The organism is Paenibacillus jamilae (assembly GCF_050482105.1).
In the GTDB taxonomy this organism is placed as follows: domain Bacteria; phylum Bacillota; class Bacilli; order Paenibacillales; family Paenibacillaceae; genus Paenibacillus; species Paenibacillus jamilae_B.
Window position 1 is genome coordinate 20,957 of sequence record NZ_JBCNHI010000009.1, and the last position, 16,037, is coordinate 36,993.

General features: G+C 50.5%; 17 protein-coding genes. 1 reads left to right on the forward strand and 16 read right to left on the reverse strand.

Annotated elements, in window-relative coordinates; translation table 11 throughout:
* Nucleotides 1–17: 17 nt before the first annotated feature.
* The gene (locus ABEW32_RS05370) at nt 18–1,244 is read right to left on the reverse strand and encodes a sialidase family protein (protein ID WP_430185409.1); all 1,227 of its coding nucleotides are present in this window, start codon (nt 1,242–1,244) and stop codon (nt 18–20) included.
* Entirely contained in the window at nt 1,244–2,572 is a 1,329-nt protein-coding gene (locus ABEW32_RS05375; protein ID WP_430185728.1) for a sialidase family protein, read from the reverse strand. Before ABEW32_RS05375 ends, ABEW32_RS05370 begins: the two co-directional genes overlap by 1 nt.
* Before the next feature lie 75 nt (nt 2,573–2,647).
* On the opposite strand from ABEW32_RS05375, the gene ABEW32_RS05380 reads away from it, so the two are divergent.
* Nucleotides 2,648–3,034 carry a hypothetical protein gene (locus tag ABEW32_RS05380; RefSeq protein ID WP_430185412.1) on the forward strand — a complete coding sequence of 129 codons (387 nt, stop codon included), beginning with the start codon at nt 2,648–2,650 and terminating at the stop codon, nt 3,032–3,034.
* Here the strand turns inward: ABEW32_RS05380 and ABEW32_RS05385 are convergent.
* The 14 genes from ABEW32_RS05385 to ABEW32_RS05450 all read right to left on the reverse strand — a co-directional run bounded on the left by ABEW32_RS05385 (nt 3,031) and on the right by ABEW32_RS05450 (nt 16,011).
* On the reverse strand, nt 3,031–4,230 hold the full coding sequence (locus ABEW32_RS05385) for a glycosyltransferase (RefSeq protein WP_430185414.1): 1,200 nt from the start codon (nt 4,228–4,230) through the stop codon (nt 3,031–3,033). The genes ABEW32_RS05380 and ABEW32_RS05385 overlap by 4 nt on opposite strands.
* Before the next feature lie 27 nt (nt 4,231–4,257).
* A complete protein-coding gene (locus ABEW32_RS05390) occupies nt 4,258–4,974 on the reverse strand; it encodes a glycosyltransferase (protein WP_430185416.1) in 717 nt (238 codons plus the stop codon).
* Nucleotides 4,971–5,969 carry an SDR family oxidoreductase gene (locus ABEW32_RS05395; RefSeq protein WP_430185418.1) on the reverse strand — a complete coding sequence of 333 codons (999 nt, stop codon included), beginning with the start codon at nt 5,967–5,969 and terminating at the stop codon, nt 4,971–4,973. Before ABEW32_RS05395 ends, ABEW32_RS05390 begins: the two co-directional genes overlap by 4 nt.
* Nucleotides 5,930–6,784: a dTDP-4-dehydrorhamnose reductase family protein gene (locus ABEW32_RS05400; RefSeq protein WP_430185421.1), complete on the reverse strand. Its 855-nt coding sequence runs from the start codon at nt 6,782–6,784 to the stop codon at nt 5,930–5,932. Before ABEW32_RS05400 ends, ABEW32_RS05395 begins: the two co-directional genes overlap by 40 nt.
* On the reverse strand, nt 6,781–7,767 hold the full coding sequence (locus ABEW32_RS05405; protein ID WP_430185423.1) for a polysaccharide biosynthesis protein: 987 nt from the start codon (nt 7,765–7,767) through the stop codon (nt 6,781–6,783). Before ABEW32_RS05405 ends, ABEW32_RS05400 begins: the two co-directional genes overlap by 4 nt.
* The gene (gene wecB, locus ABEW32_RS05410) at nt 7,760–8,851 is read right to left on the reverse strand and encodes a non-hydrolyzing UDP-N-acetylglucosamine 2-epimerase (RefSeq protein ID WP_430185425.1); all 1,092 of its coding nucleotides are present in this window, start codon (nt 8,849–8,851) and stop codon (nt 7,760–7,762) included. The genes ABEW32_RS05405 and wecB overlap by 8 nt, the downstream gene beginning before the upstream one ends.
* Nucleotides 8,852–8,973: 122 nt before the next feature.
* On the reverse strand, nt 8,974–10,623 hold the full coding sequence (locus ABEW32_RS05415; RefSeq protein WP_430185427.1) for a glycosyltransferase: 1,650 nt from the start codon (nt 10,621–10,623) through the stop codon (nt 8,974–8,976).
* Nucleotides 10,624–10,683: 60 nt separating this feature from the next.
* Nucleotides 10,684–11,817, reverse strand: a complete 1,134-nt coding sequence (locus tag ABEW32_RS05420) for a CgeB family protein (protein WP_430185429.1) — start codon at nt 11,815–11,817, stop codon at nt 10,684–10,686.
* A gap of 32 nt (nt 11,818–11,849) precedes the next feature.
* Nucleotides 11,850–12,941, reverse strand: coding sequence for a CgeB family protein (locus tag ABEW32_RS05425; RefSeq protein WP_430185431.1), 1,092 nt, complete (start codon nt 12,939–12,941; stop codon nt 11,850–11,852).
* A 181-nt stretch (nt 12,942–13,122) separates the two neighbouring features.
* Nucleotides 13,123–13,482 carry a FliH/SctL family protein gene (locus ABEW32_RS05430; protein WP_430185433.1) on the reverse strand — a complete coding sequence of 120 codons (360 nt, stop codon included), beginning with the start codon at nt 13,480–13,482 and terminating at the stop codon, nt 13,123–13,125.
* Nucleotides 13,430–13,774: a hypothetical protein gene (locus tag ABEW32_RS05435; RefSeq protein ID WP_430185435.1), complete on the reverse strand. Its 345-nt coding sequence runs from the start codon at nt 13,772–13,774 to the stop codon at nt 13,430–13,432. The genes ABEW32_RS05430 and ABEW32_RS05435 overlap by 53 nt, the downstream gene beginning before the upstream one ends.
* A gap of 5 nt (nt 13,775–13,779) precedes the next feature.
* Nucleotides 13,780–14,112, reverse strand: coding sequence for an alpha-helical endospore appendage domain-containing protein (locus ABEW32_RS05440; protein ID WP_430185437.1), 333 nt, complete (start codon nt 14,110–14,112; stop codon nt 13,780–13,782).
* Between the two features lie 29 nt (nt 14,113–14,141).
* Nucleotides 14,142–14,429, reverse strand: coding sequence for a nucleoside-diphosphate sugar epimerase (locus ABEW32_RS05445; RefSeq protein WP_107734686.1), 288 nt, complete (start codon nt 14,427–14,429; stop codon nt 14,142–14,144).
* Nucleotides 14,430–14,547: 118 nt separating this feature from the next.
* Nucleotides 14,548–16,011: a glycosyltransferase family 2 protein gene (locus ABEW32_RS05450; protein WP_430185440.1), complete on the reverse strand. Its 1,464-nt coding sequence runs from the start codon at nt 16,009–16,011 to the stop codon at nt 14,548–14,550.
* Nucleotides 16,012–16,037: the final 26 nt, after the last annotated feature.

Consider the following 16,037-nt stretch of genomic DNA (forward strand, 5'->3'; position numbering starts at 1 on the left):
CTGTCTCGTACGTTAAGCTACATTCCGTTACTTCCGTAAATTTGCTGGAAACCCGATAATGCATCTGTCCAGACTGCAAAAAAACCGTCATTCGGCACAATTGTGACATCAATAAAATTGCCGATCGTGACAACTGGAACGGGACTAATTCCGTTCGGATTAAAGGAGCTGTCTGTTATTCTGAGGTTCGAAAATGTATTCCCTCCGTCCGATGATTCTGCAACAAATACATCTAATAAAGAGGCTGTGACTTGATTGGAGTAGTACACAATCTGAATCACACCGGTCACAGGCGAAACATCAATGGCCGGGAAAAAATGCTGTGCCCCTGCACTGGCTCCTGTCACTGATTGCGGCGCCGTCCAGCTTAATCCGCCATCCACGGACCGGGCAAGCAGCACATCCGCATACCCTGCCCGATTATCCTGCCAAACCGCATAAAGCCTACCCTGATTCGGGCTGGTGGAACGATCTATGGCAATGTTTGCCGTTGGCAAAACATTAAAGCCAAAGCCAGTCACGGGCAACGGACTCGGAACGGGAACGACAGAGGACACTGGCAGCGAGGAACTAAACGAAGTTCCCCCATTGAAGGACACAATGACCTGATATTGATTAACCGGATTCGTCACAATATACCCGACATAAATCACCCCTGTAATGCTCACGGTGATTTCTCCGCGCGTAATCTGATTGGAGCCAGGGGTAAGCACCACGGGGGTATCCCATGTGATTCCTCCATCCTGCGAACGCTGGAAGAACATGACCGAGCCGCCGAAAAAATCGGGGTTATACTGATGCGTATAACATAAATAGATGTTGCCAGTATAGGAACTGACCTGAGAGGTATCGAATTTTACACCGACCTCCACATTATTGACAAACGTCCCATACCCTCGCTGGGCAATCACAGGTGGATCAAATGTATTGCCGTTGTCTCTGGACACGTAGGTAGCGATGGTACCGCTCAAACCGTCTGCGGTAAATACGTGACAGGCTATGACGAACAGGTTGGGAAAACCGTAGCTGACGCTATGGGATTCCGCTCCTACATAGCCGGCTGGCAGCGGTAAAAGCTGCTGTGTGAAGGAGACGCCCCCGTTATCTGAACGGTATACCACCGTCAATGGTGGTCCGGTCGTAAAATCAATGGCAGCAGCCACTATGGTACCATCGAGCAGGTTGAAAGCCACACTCGGCTCCTGTGCCAGCCTTCCGTTAGGCGTAAGCTGTACGTTCGGCATCAGACTCCACCTCCCGGTACGCCAGCAAATATCGTCAAGCTGCCTGTGCGCGTATCCGTCCAGACGGCAATATAGTTATTGGGCGGCGAAATAGCCACATCGATATAATCGCCAATCAGTTCTGATTCGCCTCCACCAACATTCGGGTTAAAGGAAGTCGTTGTGAGACGACTGTTCGTAAAAGTATTGCCTCCATCTGATGATTGAGCGGCGAACACATCCAGATTAAAGCCGTCCAGGCGATTGGTATAGTACACGACAACAACCAGTCCCGTCTTAGGCGACACTGAAATCGCTGGAAAAAAGTTTTGGGAACCCGGCGGGCTGTCCGTCACAATGACCGGGGCACTCCAGGTACCGCCGAAATCGCTGGATTTGGACAACAAAACATTGCTGTAGCCCTGACCAAAATCCTGCCACACGGCATATAGCGTGTTTGTTGTAGAAGGTACTCCCGAGCAGTCCGCTGCCAAGCAGGGGGAATTCAATACACGAAACTCATAACCCGGGACGGGCAACGGGCTAGGTACCAGCGTTATATTGGATACAAGAATATCACCGCTAAAGGTGGCTCCTCCATCAAAGGACCGCCGGATAAAGAAAGCCGGTGTTTGCGGTCCCGTACGAATCCAACTGACATATACACTGCCATATTTGTCGACCGCGGGCTCAGGTCGCTCCGTGGAGGACTGGATATTTGAAAGCAACAACGGTCGTTCCCAGGTTAATCCTCCGTCAGTGGAGCGCTGGTAGAAGGCCGCTGACCGAGCATTAAACTCTACATTGTATTGGCGGTTATACGTAACGTAAACATGCCCTAGATAGGGACTTGCCCCTGCGTTATCTGTCGTAATATTGGTCCAGTCATTATTAATGTAATCTCCATAGCCCGGGTTAATGACCACGGGAGGGCCAAAAGTGGCTCCATCGTCCGTAGAACGATAGATCACGACTGCCCCGTTCTCATTTCCCGGAAAAGCATGTGCGGAGACGATAAAAATGTTGGGGAACAGATAGGCCACCATTCCCGCCTCTGCTCCTGTATATCCCGGTGGGAGTGGCAATAAAGTATCAGCCCAGTTCGCCCCGGCGTCCAGTGAGCGATACAGTCCAATTAAAGGAGGCCCGCTGCTAAAGTCAACAGCTACTGCTACAACGATATTCGGATTCAATAAATTAACAGCAACACTAGGCTCAAATTTGGGCAGACCGCTGGGAGTTATCTGAAAATTCAAAGGCATCGCGAGCATTCCCTTCATTATATATAGATGTGCCTGAATTGCTTCTATCAAAATGTACTTTTTTCGGTATAGCCTACAGACAACCATCCAAGCTTTCCTCTCCATAGATTCATAGTATAGAAGCATCCCTACGAAGGGATTCCATCACACTGTTTGGAGAGGATGATTCTATTGGCTTTTACAACCGGATATATGACCAACACGAGGGATTTTGGTACGGCCTGCTCCAATGTTGTTGTAAATTTGGTCAATGAAGACACGGTGAACGCGGCAACCGTGACCATCCAAATTTTTTTCTCACTCGTACCGGATACCAAGACACCACTGTACGTAACATCGGTTAATCTGCCTGCAAACTCGATTGCACGCCGTACTTTCTTTGTACAAGGGGTTCTTGCCTATGAGGTACAATACAACGTAGTCTCCCCTGCTCCAGCCAATGTTGTGCTTTCCAACTTTGGACTAGATCAGTTTGGTAATGTTGTACAGGAACATCGTGTTCTCCAATCCGAGCTGACCGCAATCCCAGCGCTGTCCCCTGTTACTTAAAATCCACCCTGTTCCAGTGCCTGATGCAATCTGTGGGTATAATACACGTAATTCCATTCTGGCGGTACAGACTGAACCGCTCGGCCGCTGCCGATGGTTGAGTGGTCATCTGTATAGTAGGAAAAGGCATGGGTAGCCTGCAAAGGACGCAGCAAATCCGTAAGATACAACAAATCCGTCACGGCAATATAAGGTTTGACACCGAAACATACAACAAAGCGGGTTGTCGTTTCACCAATCGCCTGAATCAGTGCTTCCTTGACGGAATAATGCGGTCTCGGCGTTACGATTAGCCGAGGGTCAAGCATCATTTCCAGAAAGGAAGAAGCTCCCTGTTCCGACGTAATATCCAGCAACCGCACGATGCAATTACTGTAATGCTGCTCCAGCAGATTATCGAGCAACGACTCAGCTTGAGCCATATCCGTAATAGGCATTAAAATGGTCATTTCAAGAGGGATACCCCGGCGCGCACGAGCCTCATACTTGGCAATTTGAAATGCGTGCCGCCAGCGTCGATGCTCTTTTTGGCTGCGCAAGCTGGCCGATACACTAAAAGCAGAATCCACCCGATAATCCATCAGAATCTCCGGGATGAATTTCATGCTGCAGGTCTCGGTCAGCCGTAGCCAGTAATCATAATCCTCCACAGGTTGCAGCCGATAGCCGCCAATCAGGCGGGCATATTGACTTTTGTACATAAATGACACCCCAACAATGCTGGCGTTCAATAATTCATGATGCGGCTGACTTTGGTACCGAATCAACGCTTGTTGATGCTGCTCGTCATACAACGGATTACCTGCAGCGTCAATCTGACGGAAGGTGGAGAACACAAGACCAAGCGAATCCGGTCCCTGCACAAGTTCCAACCGTAATCGTTCGATGAAGGATGAATGATACACATTGTCGCTGGATACCCAGGTCACATACTTAATCGTTGGATCTTTAAACAATTCATCGAATCCCCGGTTAAGGGCATGGGATACTCCTTGGTTTTGAGGAAGTGTAACCAATTGAACGCGCGGGTCACCCATTGCTGCGTGAAGCGCCGGCTCTACCATTTCCGGCGCCCCGTCAATAACAATGATGAAGCGAAATGCCCTGTAGCTTTGGGCTAGTACGGATGAGATCGCAGCTTGCAGATAACCGATATCCTGTTTGTACAGCGGCATAACAATCCCCGTATCTACCATATCAATCCCCCCTGACAAACTCTCGCTTTATGAGGATAAACCGCTCAACATCTGACTGAAGCGATCTCGATAACGTGCTTGGGTGATGGTGTACTCCTGTTCCACAGCGGGCCAATGCTTTTTGGTTCCCATTTCATCATGCCAACGGTAGTTAACCAAAGACTCGTTTAGAAAAGGAAATGGGTAGCCTGCCAGCATCACTCGGTACCACATATCCAAGTCATGGGTGTATGGCAGCAGTTCATCGAACAAACCGATATGTGCAAACAGCTCCTTTTTAAACATCACCGTACATCCATTGACCGGATTCCCCTGCTGGAAAAAACGATAAAACTCCGTCAAGGAAGGAAATACAGCGGCTGCCTGACTGGCTGTGACTTGGCTGTGTTGATTGATGAAATTGAAATTCGTATGAGAGATGTATGCACCCTGCTCGATCATAAAAGAAACCTGATTATTAATTTTGTCCCGATGGTAGGTGTCGTCGGAACTGAGCCACGCAATATACTCGCCACTGGCATGCCGAATACCATGATTCAAAGCGCTGGCTGTTCCACCGTTGGATTTGCCCAAATAATGTATATAGGGAAGATAGGGCTGAAGCATATTAACATGTGTGGTGGACCCGTCATCGACGACAATTATCTCAAGCGGCCCATAGGTTTGCTCCAATGCGCTTTGCAAAGCCTGATCCACATATGCACAGTTATAAAAGGGAATGACGATCGTTACTTTTGGTCTCATATCGTTCCTTCCTTTCCAGCTCGGCGGTATTGAATCATATCCTTCAGCGTCTGCCCCAGCTGTATGGTCGGCTTCCAGCCCATCTCCTCCAGCTCCTGCGCCCGATATGCCTTCGTTGCCGCTGGCTCGGCCATATCCCCCCATTGTACGGGGATAGATATTTTCGCCAGCGCAACCATACGTTCCACGATATCCCCCAGTTCCACAATTCGGCCTGTGCAGACTGAGTAAATTCGGCCTGGCACGCCCTTTTCCAATAGCACTCCATAGGCGCGAACAGCATCGCGAACGTCAAGAAAATCGCGCTGCGCATGCCGGGAAGACACGCGAAACGGAGCTGCTTCCGTTACGGATTGCTCTTTCATGCGTTCCGATCGAACGATATATCCTGCGAGTAATGCACAAAAACCGGTGGATGGACCCGGACCAATCAGGTTGCAAGGCTCTGCCAGCATGACGGATTGCTCGAATAGTGCGCCCCATGAGAGCGCAACTGCCTCTTGAATGCTTTTGCTAAGGCTGTATGGATGCGTTGGATGGTACGGTGCTTGCAAGGCCGTCTTTAGCCGGGAACCCGCCACAACAATTCTGGCTTTGGGGAAAGGTCGCAGTACATCGAGCAGATACAGGGTAGACAGTACATTGGATTCCATGTATAGCAATGGACTCTGCCAAGATTCAGGTACGGAATTTTTGCCACCCAGGTGAAGCACATAATCCGGAGCAATTTGTTGAATCACTTCGCCCAAACGTTTCTTGTCGAGCAGGTCACACACATAAGGGGTAATACGGCCATGTGTGACTGTCTCCGAGGTAAAGTTCCCATCCTCCCCAGCCTGCAAGGATATTTCTGAAGCAGAAGCGGCAGTGCGAGTCAGCGCTGCCACCTCCCAGCCAAGTCCTGCAAAATAGCGGCAGGCATGCATCCCGGTATAGCCCGCCGCTCCGGTAATGACTATGACAGGCCGACGTTGTTCCGCTGTGCTTCTGTCCATTCCAGCAGCTCCTTCAGCATGATGCTGTAGTGAGGAACATCGTAGAGCAGATCGGCCCGGGTAGAACGAAGCGTCCGGTCCTGCACCGGCTCATCCTTCGGCACGATCCGAATATCCTCTCTCTTCCAGATATCTTTGAACAGAAGCAGCAAATCATGCTTGCTGATCGGTTCAGGGTGCACCAGATGAATGAGTCCATCCAGCGACTCATTCATCAACACTTGTATTGCTTTCGCTAATTCCAGCGTTGTGACTCCGTTCCAAAAGACCCGGCGGTATCCGTCAACGTCTCCGCTCTGCTGCAAGAACCAGTGCAGCAAACCAATACCGCCCGGCCGGATCTCCGGTCCGATAATCGAGGTACGGATGGTCAAATGCCGTGGTGCCTTTACTTCTCCGAGTATTTTCGTCAAAGCATAGGCACTTGTCCCATCAGGTTGATCGGTCTCTTCATATAAGCCGGGAACCCGCTTTCCTTCGAACACGCAATCTGTGCTGATATGAATTAATCGGGCGCCGATACTGTCTGCCGTCTGCCGGAGAAGGTGCGGCAGCAATCCATTGATTTGGTATGCCGCAATCAGATCCTTCCCAGCATGCTGATTGAGTACACCGACCGCGTTAATAATAACGTCTGGCTGTACACTCCGTACGAGCTGCTCTACCATAAAGCCGTCCTTTACATCCAGCAGGAGACCGCCTTTATTTGCTGAATCACGGGTGGTGTAGAACACGTTATACCCGCTCTGGTTTTGAAAATACTTAACCAGAACATGGCCTGCCATGCCGTTACCACCCAAAATAAGCAGCTTCATTTGATGAACCCCCCGCTTTGGAGAATGGCTCGAATCTCCTCTTTTGACATCAAATTAAACTCTGAACTAAAGCTGCTGAACGACACCGGAGGGCACTGGCTATAACGGTCCTTTAATTGGGGAATATTCAGTGTTGGGAGAATGACCAAATATTGCTCGTCATATACTACCGTTGTCAGGCTTTCAAAGTCGCTCATCAAAATCTCGTGAATTTTCTCACCGGGACGGACGCCTTTTTCTATGAGTTCTACATTTTCCACGCCTGAATCCTCAATAAGCACCTCAGCCAAATCCACAATACGGCAGGTTGGCATGGTCATGATAAAGATTTCGCCGCCGACACTTTCTACAGAAGCTTTGAACAGCAGACTGATAGCATCACGCAAGGTCAGGAAGAAGCGGGTCATGTTCATATCTGTGATAAAAACCTTGCCCTTTTGGCGAATCTGGCTTTGGAACAAATGCACGACGCTTCCGTTTGTGCCCAAAACATTACCGCCGCGCACCGTTACAAAACGTGTATCGCTATTCAGCAAATTGGCGTAAACAATCAATTTTTCTCCAATCGCCTTCGTCATGCCGTAGAAATTGGACGGGTTGGCGGCTTTGTCCGTCGATATATAAATAACTTTCTTTACCTGATTGGCGACAGCGGCCTCGATCACATTTTGAGTGCCTACGACATTGGTTTTGAGCGCCTCATAAGGCTGATCCTCACAGACAGGCACGTGCTTGAGAGCTGCCAAATGAAAAATATAGTCTACTCCTTGACAAGCGGTGGTCAGCGCATCCTTATCCCGAATATCCCCAATACAGAAGCTGAGCCGCTCATCCTCAAACTGCCTGTTCATCGCAACCTGACTCGACTCACCACGTGAAAAGATGATGACCTCTTTGGGGTTACGCGGCAATAACTGGGTAACCAGCTCATGCCCCCAGGAGCCGGTGCCTCCGGTAACCAAGATACGTTGGTTTTCAAACATGCCGTTTCCCTCCAAGCAGAAATTTTACTACCTTATCCGACACATCATCCGCCAGATAGCCTGTGGGACATTGCCACTTATGGTTCATCCCGGTCATTAAGGCTACCGCGTTTGCTATAACCTCGCCATCAAGACCGGACACGATATTGCTGCCGCAATCTACCGTTTCCGGCCGTTCGGTCGTGCGACGCATCGTAACCGTCGGCACCCCCATGACACAGCATTCTTCCTGTACGGTACCGCTGTCCGTCAAAGCGCAGCGGGCATGCCGCTCCAGCAGAACGAAGTCAAAGAAACCAAACGGCTCGTGGAATTCTACCAGCGGGTCAAGCTGGATCGGCGGGTGGCTTGCGATCCGGGCGGCGGTGCGGGGATGAATACTGCAAATGACCCGCTGCCCAAACTGCCGAGCTACCCGGTTAAGACCATCCAAAATAGCCAGCAAATGCGGCGGGTGGTCGACATTTTCAGCTCTGTGGGCAGTAACCAGGAAATATTCCCCCGGCGACAATCCCAACTTTTTCAAAATTTCGCTGCCGGATACCTTTTTCTCATAGTGCTGCATCACTTCATAGATCGGATTTCCAGTCAGTATAATTCGTTGACTTGGGAAGCCTTCGCGTAGGAGGTGCTGCTTGCTTTGCTCTGTATAAGGCATATTAATAGTAGAAATCGCGTCTATGACGCGCCGGTTCTTCTCCTCCGGCACATCCAGATCATAACAGCGATTCCCTGCCTCCATATGCACAACGGGATAACCCATACGTTCCGCAAGCAAGGCACATAAGGCGCTGTTCGTATCACCAAGCAATAGTACATGATCTGGACGTTCCTGATTTAAAATGTCCTCCATCTGCGAGTACATGGCAGACAGCTGTTTGCCCAGTGTTCCCGCTTTCTCCTGAAGTACATAATCCGGGGCGCGCAATCCCAGCTCGCGGAAAAATTGTCCGCTCAGGCTTTCCGTATAATTTTGGCCCGTATGCACAAGCACATGTTCATCTGCATAGTGGTCCAGCTTTGGAATAATCAGGCTGAGCCGTATAATCTCCGGTCTTGTGCCGAGCACGGTCAATATTTTCATGGTTTTGGAACCCACCTTTGCTGTCGTTGTTTCATTGAACTGTGGAGTTCATTGAATAATAGCCATCCAGCAGACTGGCTGTGCTCCAGCTTATCGTTCATCTCAAGCGGCCCGGCGTAGGTTCACCCGGACCGTTGTTTGGCATTTTGTCTGGCCTTGAATGTGGCTCGCTTCTGCTTGTGTGCTTTGGATCGCCGTGACAGGAGCCTCAATTTCCGCTTGAGCTTCTGTCTGGACTTGGATTTTCGATATAACGGGGACCCGTGAATTTTCTTGAGACGGCTTCTGCCAGCGCTTCTCTTGTACCTGCGATTCCGCAGTCTGGTATGCTTGCGTCCCTTTGGCCATCTTGCCTGAATACTACGCTTGCGGCGAGGCAACTCAGATGGTGCCTCAGGCAAAGGGGGAGCTGGTTGTGGCAAGCCCTGAATAGCTGCATATTCGATTGGCGGCAGACCCAGCACCGGCAGTTGATTAACCACCGATTCGGGAAATTCTCGAACAGTGTGGGTATAAGCCTCCGGTATTGCAATGACCTGACGCAATCCTTCGCCTTCTCTCGTCCATACAGGTCCACCTGGCTGCTGAATCAACGGGAACCAATGTGGATGATGACATACCCATTGACTGACCATGACGTGCAGACTGCTTCGGTAGGAATCAGGTCCATATACACGCATAGCCGCACTGTTGTTACGCACACCAATTCGTTCCGCTTCCTCCGGATGATCGAGCAGATAGCCTACTTTTTGCGCCAGCATATCGCTGTTTCCCGGCTCTACCAAAAAATCTGTATTTCCGGTTGATTCCATCAATTCCACAAGTCCGCCCTGCGCAAAGGCTACCACGGGCTTGCCGTACACCAGACCCTCTAGGGCTGTCATACCAAAGCCTTCCTCCACCATGCTAGGGATTACAACAATATCCATTGCGCTATAGGCCGTTGAGACGGATTCCTCGAATGAACTGAACTGGAAGCGACGGCTGTAACGGGACTGGCGAATCAAAGAGACACATTTTACGTAATATTCGGAATCCACGGAACTACCGATGATCCAGAAACGGCATCGCGAATTGGTTTCGCACAGCTTTAGAGCCATCTGGACAAAAGGCAACAGCCCTTTGGCTTCGTAGATAAAGGAAGAAATATAACCAATGCAGATATGAAAATCCCGCAGTCCCAGCTTTTCACGTTTCCTTCTCCGTTCCAGCACATGTTCTTTGGGAGACGGCATTTCCATATCCCGGCATGGCGACAACACCGTATGCTGACGTGTCAGCCCCCCGCCATGCAAAGGCCGCATAACCGCTTGTGAAATGCCGATGACCCATTGGCTATAACGCTCAATTATGGAGACAGAAATTGGCGTATGCGCATTCTGGTTAATGACCTCGGTTATTTTCCAGATCACTGGAATATTAAGCTCCTGAGCAGCTATTGCGGGCATGACGTTCACGCAGGTATTGATCAGTACCACATCAGGCCGAGTTTGCCCAAGCATCTGGAGTAACGGTGCATACGCCACATGGCTCCGCAAATTTTCCGCATCCTGCGCCAATCCCTCATAAGGGGTATACATGCCATGCAGCATGAACAGACTCTGAATCTGAACAGTGATCCCACGCTTGCGGGCCATTGAGGTCAGCCGCCCTTCACCAGGCGTCACCAGAATGCAATCAAAATACGTGCGAACATCTAGGCAAAATTGCAGCAGCAGCTTTTCCGCCCCTGTAATACTGCGTACATTACTAACATGGCTGAACAGCATCATTTTCGGCTTGATCGGAGTTCACCTCCTTTAAAATAGCAACCATCGGCCGTGTGAATGGCCTTATGGGAATATGACCGATAGCAGTTGGTCAATCCGATGACCATACGTGTGCTCCCGAAGGGTTCGTTCCAGAGCACGCAGAGCAATCTCACGGCGCTCCTTTTCGTGCGTCAAATAAAACTCAATTTTCTCCAGCAGCTCCTGCTGGGAGCTGTAAGTTTCAATCTCTTCCCCCGGCTTGTAAAAACGAGCCAGATCATCTCTTGTATCCGTCAATTGCAGCGTGCCACTGGCGGAAATTTCAAACGTGCGGGGATTCGGCGAGACCCCCGGAATTTTCAGTGAGTTGTTGTTCACTGAATCATCCTGATGGGAACGATGCAAATTAATTACGATTTTGCTGCCATTATACGAATCATTCGTCTCGGCCGGAGACATCCAGCGACCCAGTTCAATTTTGTCACCGTACGACTGATAATCCGGGAGACGATCCCACCAGATCCCGTTGATTTTAATATTACGAGCCATGAGCTGCGGCATAATCGGATTAAAGAAATAGATGCGATTCCAGTAAGCTGAGCCTGTAAATCCAATCTCACGTCGTACTGAAGCAGGCGAGCTGAGTGGAAAATAGTGAGTCAAAAATGCTCCAAAGGGCAAATAGTGCACCGACGTGCAACCCAACTGACGGTACAGCTCTATACAGTTCATTTCTAAGGTGAACACATAATCATAATTCGTCACCATTTTGGTCGTCGTGTCGGTATAATAGGGATCGTCCGTCAGCCAGATGGCAGTAGGGATGCCCAACTGGCGTACCGCAGCCACCTGCTCCAGCGGAAGATCCATCCCATCCAGTGCCAGCATCAGATTCGGACGGAGCTGAGCGGCAATATCTCCTACCGGCTGGCGCGGGTCTGTCACGGTAACCTGAGCCGTCATGCTCTGCAACGTGGTAATGACCGCCTCATCCAGAGGAGAATACGGAAGACCTTTGCCCGAAACGACATACAGTACATGGATCTGTCGAAAAGGGAACGTTGCTTTCGTTCGCGACACAATCGCGTTAGCACGTCCGCGTAGGTAGCCTTCATCGTATCCGTCATGAATTCCCGCAGTTCTCCCCTTCTCCCAGGAGGCCGCCGCCGTCTGGTGAACAGCTGGGTCATACGGTCCTGTCGTAGATATCGTCATCACTTTCACTCCTCACTGTTTATGGTGTTTACTTAGGCCATCGCCTTGTCCAGCAATTCCTCCATACGATTCGAATACCGATGCTTTTGCATGGTTGTGTGCAGTGCGCGCCAGGCTATGCGTTCGCGTTCCCAGTCATGCTTGAGATAGTAGTCCAGCTTCACCTTCAGTTCCTCTGCTCCCGAGAAGGTTTCAATGTCATAGCCTGGTTGGTAATAGCGGATCAGGTCCTTCCGCACATCCGTGATTTGAAGCGTCCCGCAAGCAGAGATTTCGTATGTCCGAGGATTGATGGACTCCGCTGACAACTGGTGTGTATTCCGATTATCCAGTCCGGGGGCTGTCGGGCGATGCATATTGATGACAATTTTGGAGCCGTTGTAATATTGAGCGGTCTCTTCCGGCTCCATAAAACCCGGACGGATAAAGCGTTCCAGCACATCCCGCCGGGTCAGCCGATCCCAGTGCCCACCTACGATCAGCACTCTTTTGTCTGCCAGGAAGGGAGCAAGGTAATCAAACAGCTTCACACGGTTCCAGAAGGCATTTCCAATGAAGCAAATATCATGCTGATGCTCACGCTCTACCCGCCGGGGATAAAAGATACGGGCCGACGCAGCAAGCGGCAAATAGTGAACCCTCGTTACTCCCTGATCACGATAAAATGGCAGACAAGAGATTTCATGCGTAAAAACGACATCGTAGGATTGACAGATCAACGCCGTATCCTCCGTAAAGTAGGGATCATCTACAAACCATATGGCCGTCCGAATGCCCATGGCTCGTATTTGTTGTACCTGCACCAGATGATCCGCCGGAAAAACATGCAGCCCGTTCATGACCAGTACGAGGTCTGGACGGTGAGCCTCAGCGTCAGCCAGCATCGTGGCAGGCGTACCGACGACGCACGAGCTGCATATCTGGCTCAATGCTTCTTGCACACCTGTGTCTATAGCTGCGAAACCTTGCGGAATATACAACACTTTCAATTGGCGAACAGCAGGTTGTATTGCCACGACCTGTGACAGAGCAGCCGTGCAACCGCCCATTCTGCGTCCTTCCCGATAGCCGCATCGGTATGCTTCGCGTTCATTTCCGCTTCGTTGATCATTCACATCCTTCACCCTGTCCTGTTGTAGGATAAACTTCTGTCACTCCTAAACTATATGCGGAGGGGTCAAACGCATCATGGACGACTGCCACTACCCGGACAAAATTGGCGTTTGCCCGTCCAGCTGCCCAACCGCAAATAACCCCGAAGCTGCCAGCTTCGGGGGGTTAACTGTAATAGATGATTGGCATAACTTACTGTGCCTTGTAAGCGACCTGGTGGCCATCTTCATATCCTTTGGCAAAACCTGAATTGAAACCCTCATTGTACGCAGCATCATATCCCTGCTGGAATGCCTGTGGATCATGCTCCAACACAACAGAAGCGGGCTGTGGATTCTCTGCTGTAGGAGCTACGACCGGGTTAGCTTGAGGTTTTTTCCGTCGCCGCAGAAGAGAGCGTCTTCTACGTACAGAATAAAGCCCTCTTTTACGTCGTCTTAGAGCAAGCAGACGTCTTCTTCTCCGTTTTAATTTACGAATGCTGGAACGGCGGGCATCTTTACGTCTTTTGCGAGCTTTGGCTCGCATGATGCGCTCCCACCTTGTACTCATTTTCATTCCTCCTTTGCTTTCTCATCTTGGTTTCACTTTTTGGAACAGGCACCTGGAGCCACGGCTTGGTCGGTTTCCCATATACTTGCCTTCTTAAAGGAATGTCCGCCAGCATTTGCGTGATTTTCCCCTGATAGTTGCTGAGTATACGGATGGTCTCTTCCAGGCGGGTAGCCGACATATCCGCATGGGGCGTCAAATCCGCAAGACTGGTCAGCATCCGGGCAACGGCGTGCTGGCTGGCAGCTATAGACTCCATCATATCCAGCTTAATCTCACGTTCACGCCTCATGCTCATTAGTTCATATCCCCCGAGCCCATACCTCCCATCATCCCTTCCATCCCGCCACCCTGCTGCTCATCCTGATCCAGCAGTGCTTTAAGATTGCTGCACAGCCCGGTTTGAAGCCGGGTTAATCCCTCCAGCATTTCCACCATCTGCTCGTGAACTTCCAAAGGCCGTCCCAACTGCTCTTCGTCGGTCTCAAATGCATGAGGCGCCAGATGGTTCAGCGTCCAATTACGCATCTTTTCTGCTTCGACCGCCTTGGCCTCCAAAATCATAGACACATTCCGCTGCATCTTAGAGGCTGCATCCAGCATGTGAATCATTGCTTTTTCCCTACTCATGTGTTCACTCCCTGCCCTCGGTTGTTACGCTACTCCTCTTCCGAGTATGCCGTTTCCTTCACGACACGAACGAGCATTTCAGCCATGGCTTCCTGAAGGTCGGCAATACCGTTCAAATAGGCAACAATGCTTTTGTTTACTTGTCCCGAGCTATCCATAATACCCGGAATTCCATCAAAACGCGGCTCCTCATCCGGCAGTTCATGTATGATCTGTGCCATGCGCACGACCACCTGCCGTTCCGCATCCAGCAGCCTTGACATCTGCTGCTGTGAGTGCGAAATATGGATGAGCAAATCATCTAACTCGTTATGCATAAGCCCCTCCTTTATGTGCTCCGCCGTGCGGAACGCACGAAATACCTACGGGCTTTCCGCTACTACAGCGTATGCCGCAGGGAGTAGTCGGTTCCGCCTAAAAGCGCCTATTCCATCATCACAGATGTCCTCGCAGTACAGGTGGTGCAATAATAGGCAGCTTCTCTGTCAATGCTGACAAATCTTCGGAGGATAAACACTGAATTGGACAGTCCCCGGCCTGCCAGCTCAGCGCAGCATATAGGGTAAGAAACGGTCTTTTCCAGTCGTCTCCAATTTGGTACAGTCGCCCGCCTTCAGCATACAGTAACTCGATCCATCGTTTGCGTTGAGCCGGGATATGAAGTGTGGGCAGCATGGACATGTTCCCCAGTTCAGGAGCTGCCAGTACAGGCAAGGGTTCCTTGGGCGCTACCTCTACAGGGGGGGCGTCAATACCACCGGAAACTGCCACCTCCGGTTCCCCTACCAAGGGAAGCGCCAACAAATCAAGCTGAGATACTCTAACGGGGCGCAGTAATTTACCTCCCCCGGCGCTAACTCCGTGCAGTAGCTGTCTGCTTCCCGGCTCTATCCGAAATACTTCACCAGACGGTCCTTGAACAAGCACGCCAGCGGGATAAAAACTTGCCGCAGATAAGTGTGTTTCCTTATGGGGTATCCCATGGCTGTCCGGCTCTGCTAGTCCGAATTCCGAGTCGTGGAGCAGCTTATCCACGTCACCCCACTTTTGGACAAAAAATGATCGGTTCCGGCCTTTTTCCTTCAATGAACCGATTCCTTCGGCCATTTGCGGAAAACCATTAACCGTATCCCGATCATTTTCTGCAAAATGGATAAAAGCATCTCCGGCAATTGCCATTCGTATCCCCAACAAACGTACACGCAGGAGCCAATCTGCATGGGCTTCCTCAATACTATGGCAGCCTTCGTCCCAGTATCCCGTCTTCACCAAAGTTTCTCTACGCAGGAGTAGACAAAATGCGGCTAAGCTTTCAGTCTCCCGCCATGCAACCGGGTTGGGGCTATTATAGGCCTTGGAAAATGAATGTATTTCATTTTCGTTCATCTCAGGAACCTCAACTTGCTGTTCTCCGAAAGGACCATTCGATACAGGTCCGACGACTCCAAAACGCGGATCGCTGTACAAGCAGCCCGTCAATCGATCCAGCCAGCCAGAAGTCACCATGGAGCGTGGGTCCAGTACAACAATAATTGTACCTTTTGCCATCATCAATCCCTGATTCAAACTGCCGGTTATCTGAACATCCTTTGTTAACAGCGTATAACGCACAGCAATGCTTTTACGGAGCAAATAGGTAGGTGTCCCGTCCGTCGAGCCGCAGTCCACCACAATAATTTCATGAGGATGGCTCGTATTCTCCTCAATATGGTGAATGCATGCACGGAGCTGTTGAAGCTGATTGCAGGACGGAATGATAATACTTACGCCTTCAAAAACCTTGCCGAACGAAGCCTGCCCCAACTTTCTGCCTTGCTCCTGACCTCTGTTATATCCTGACCAATAGCCCTTCTTTCCGAGCCGTTTGCTGTATTTCCTTTGCGTACTCAGGCGCTTCATGCCGTTCACTCCTCCGGGTGGCATTA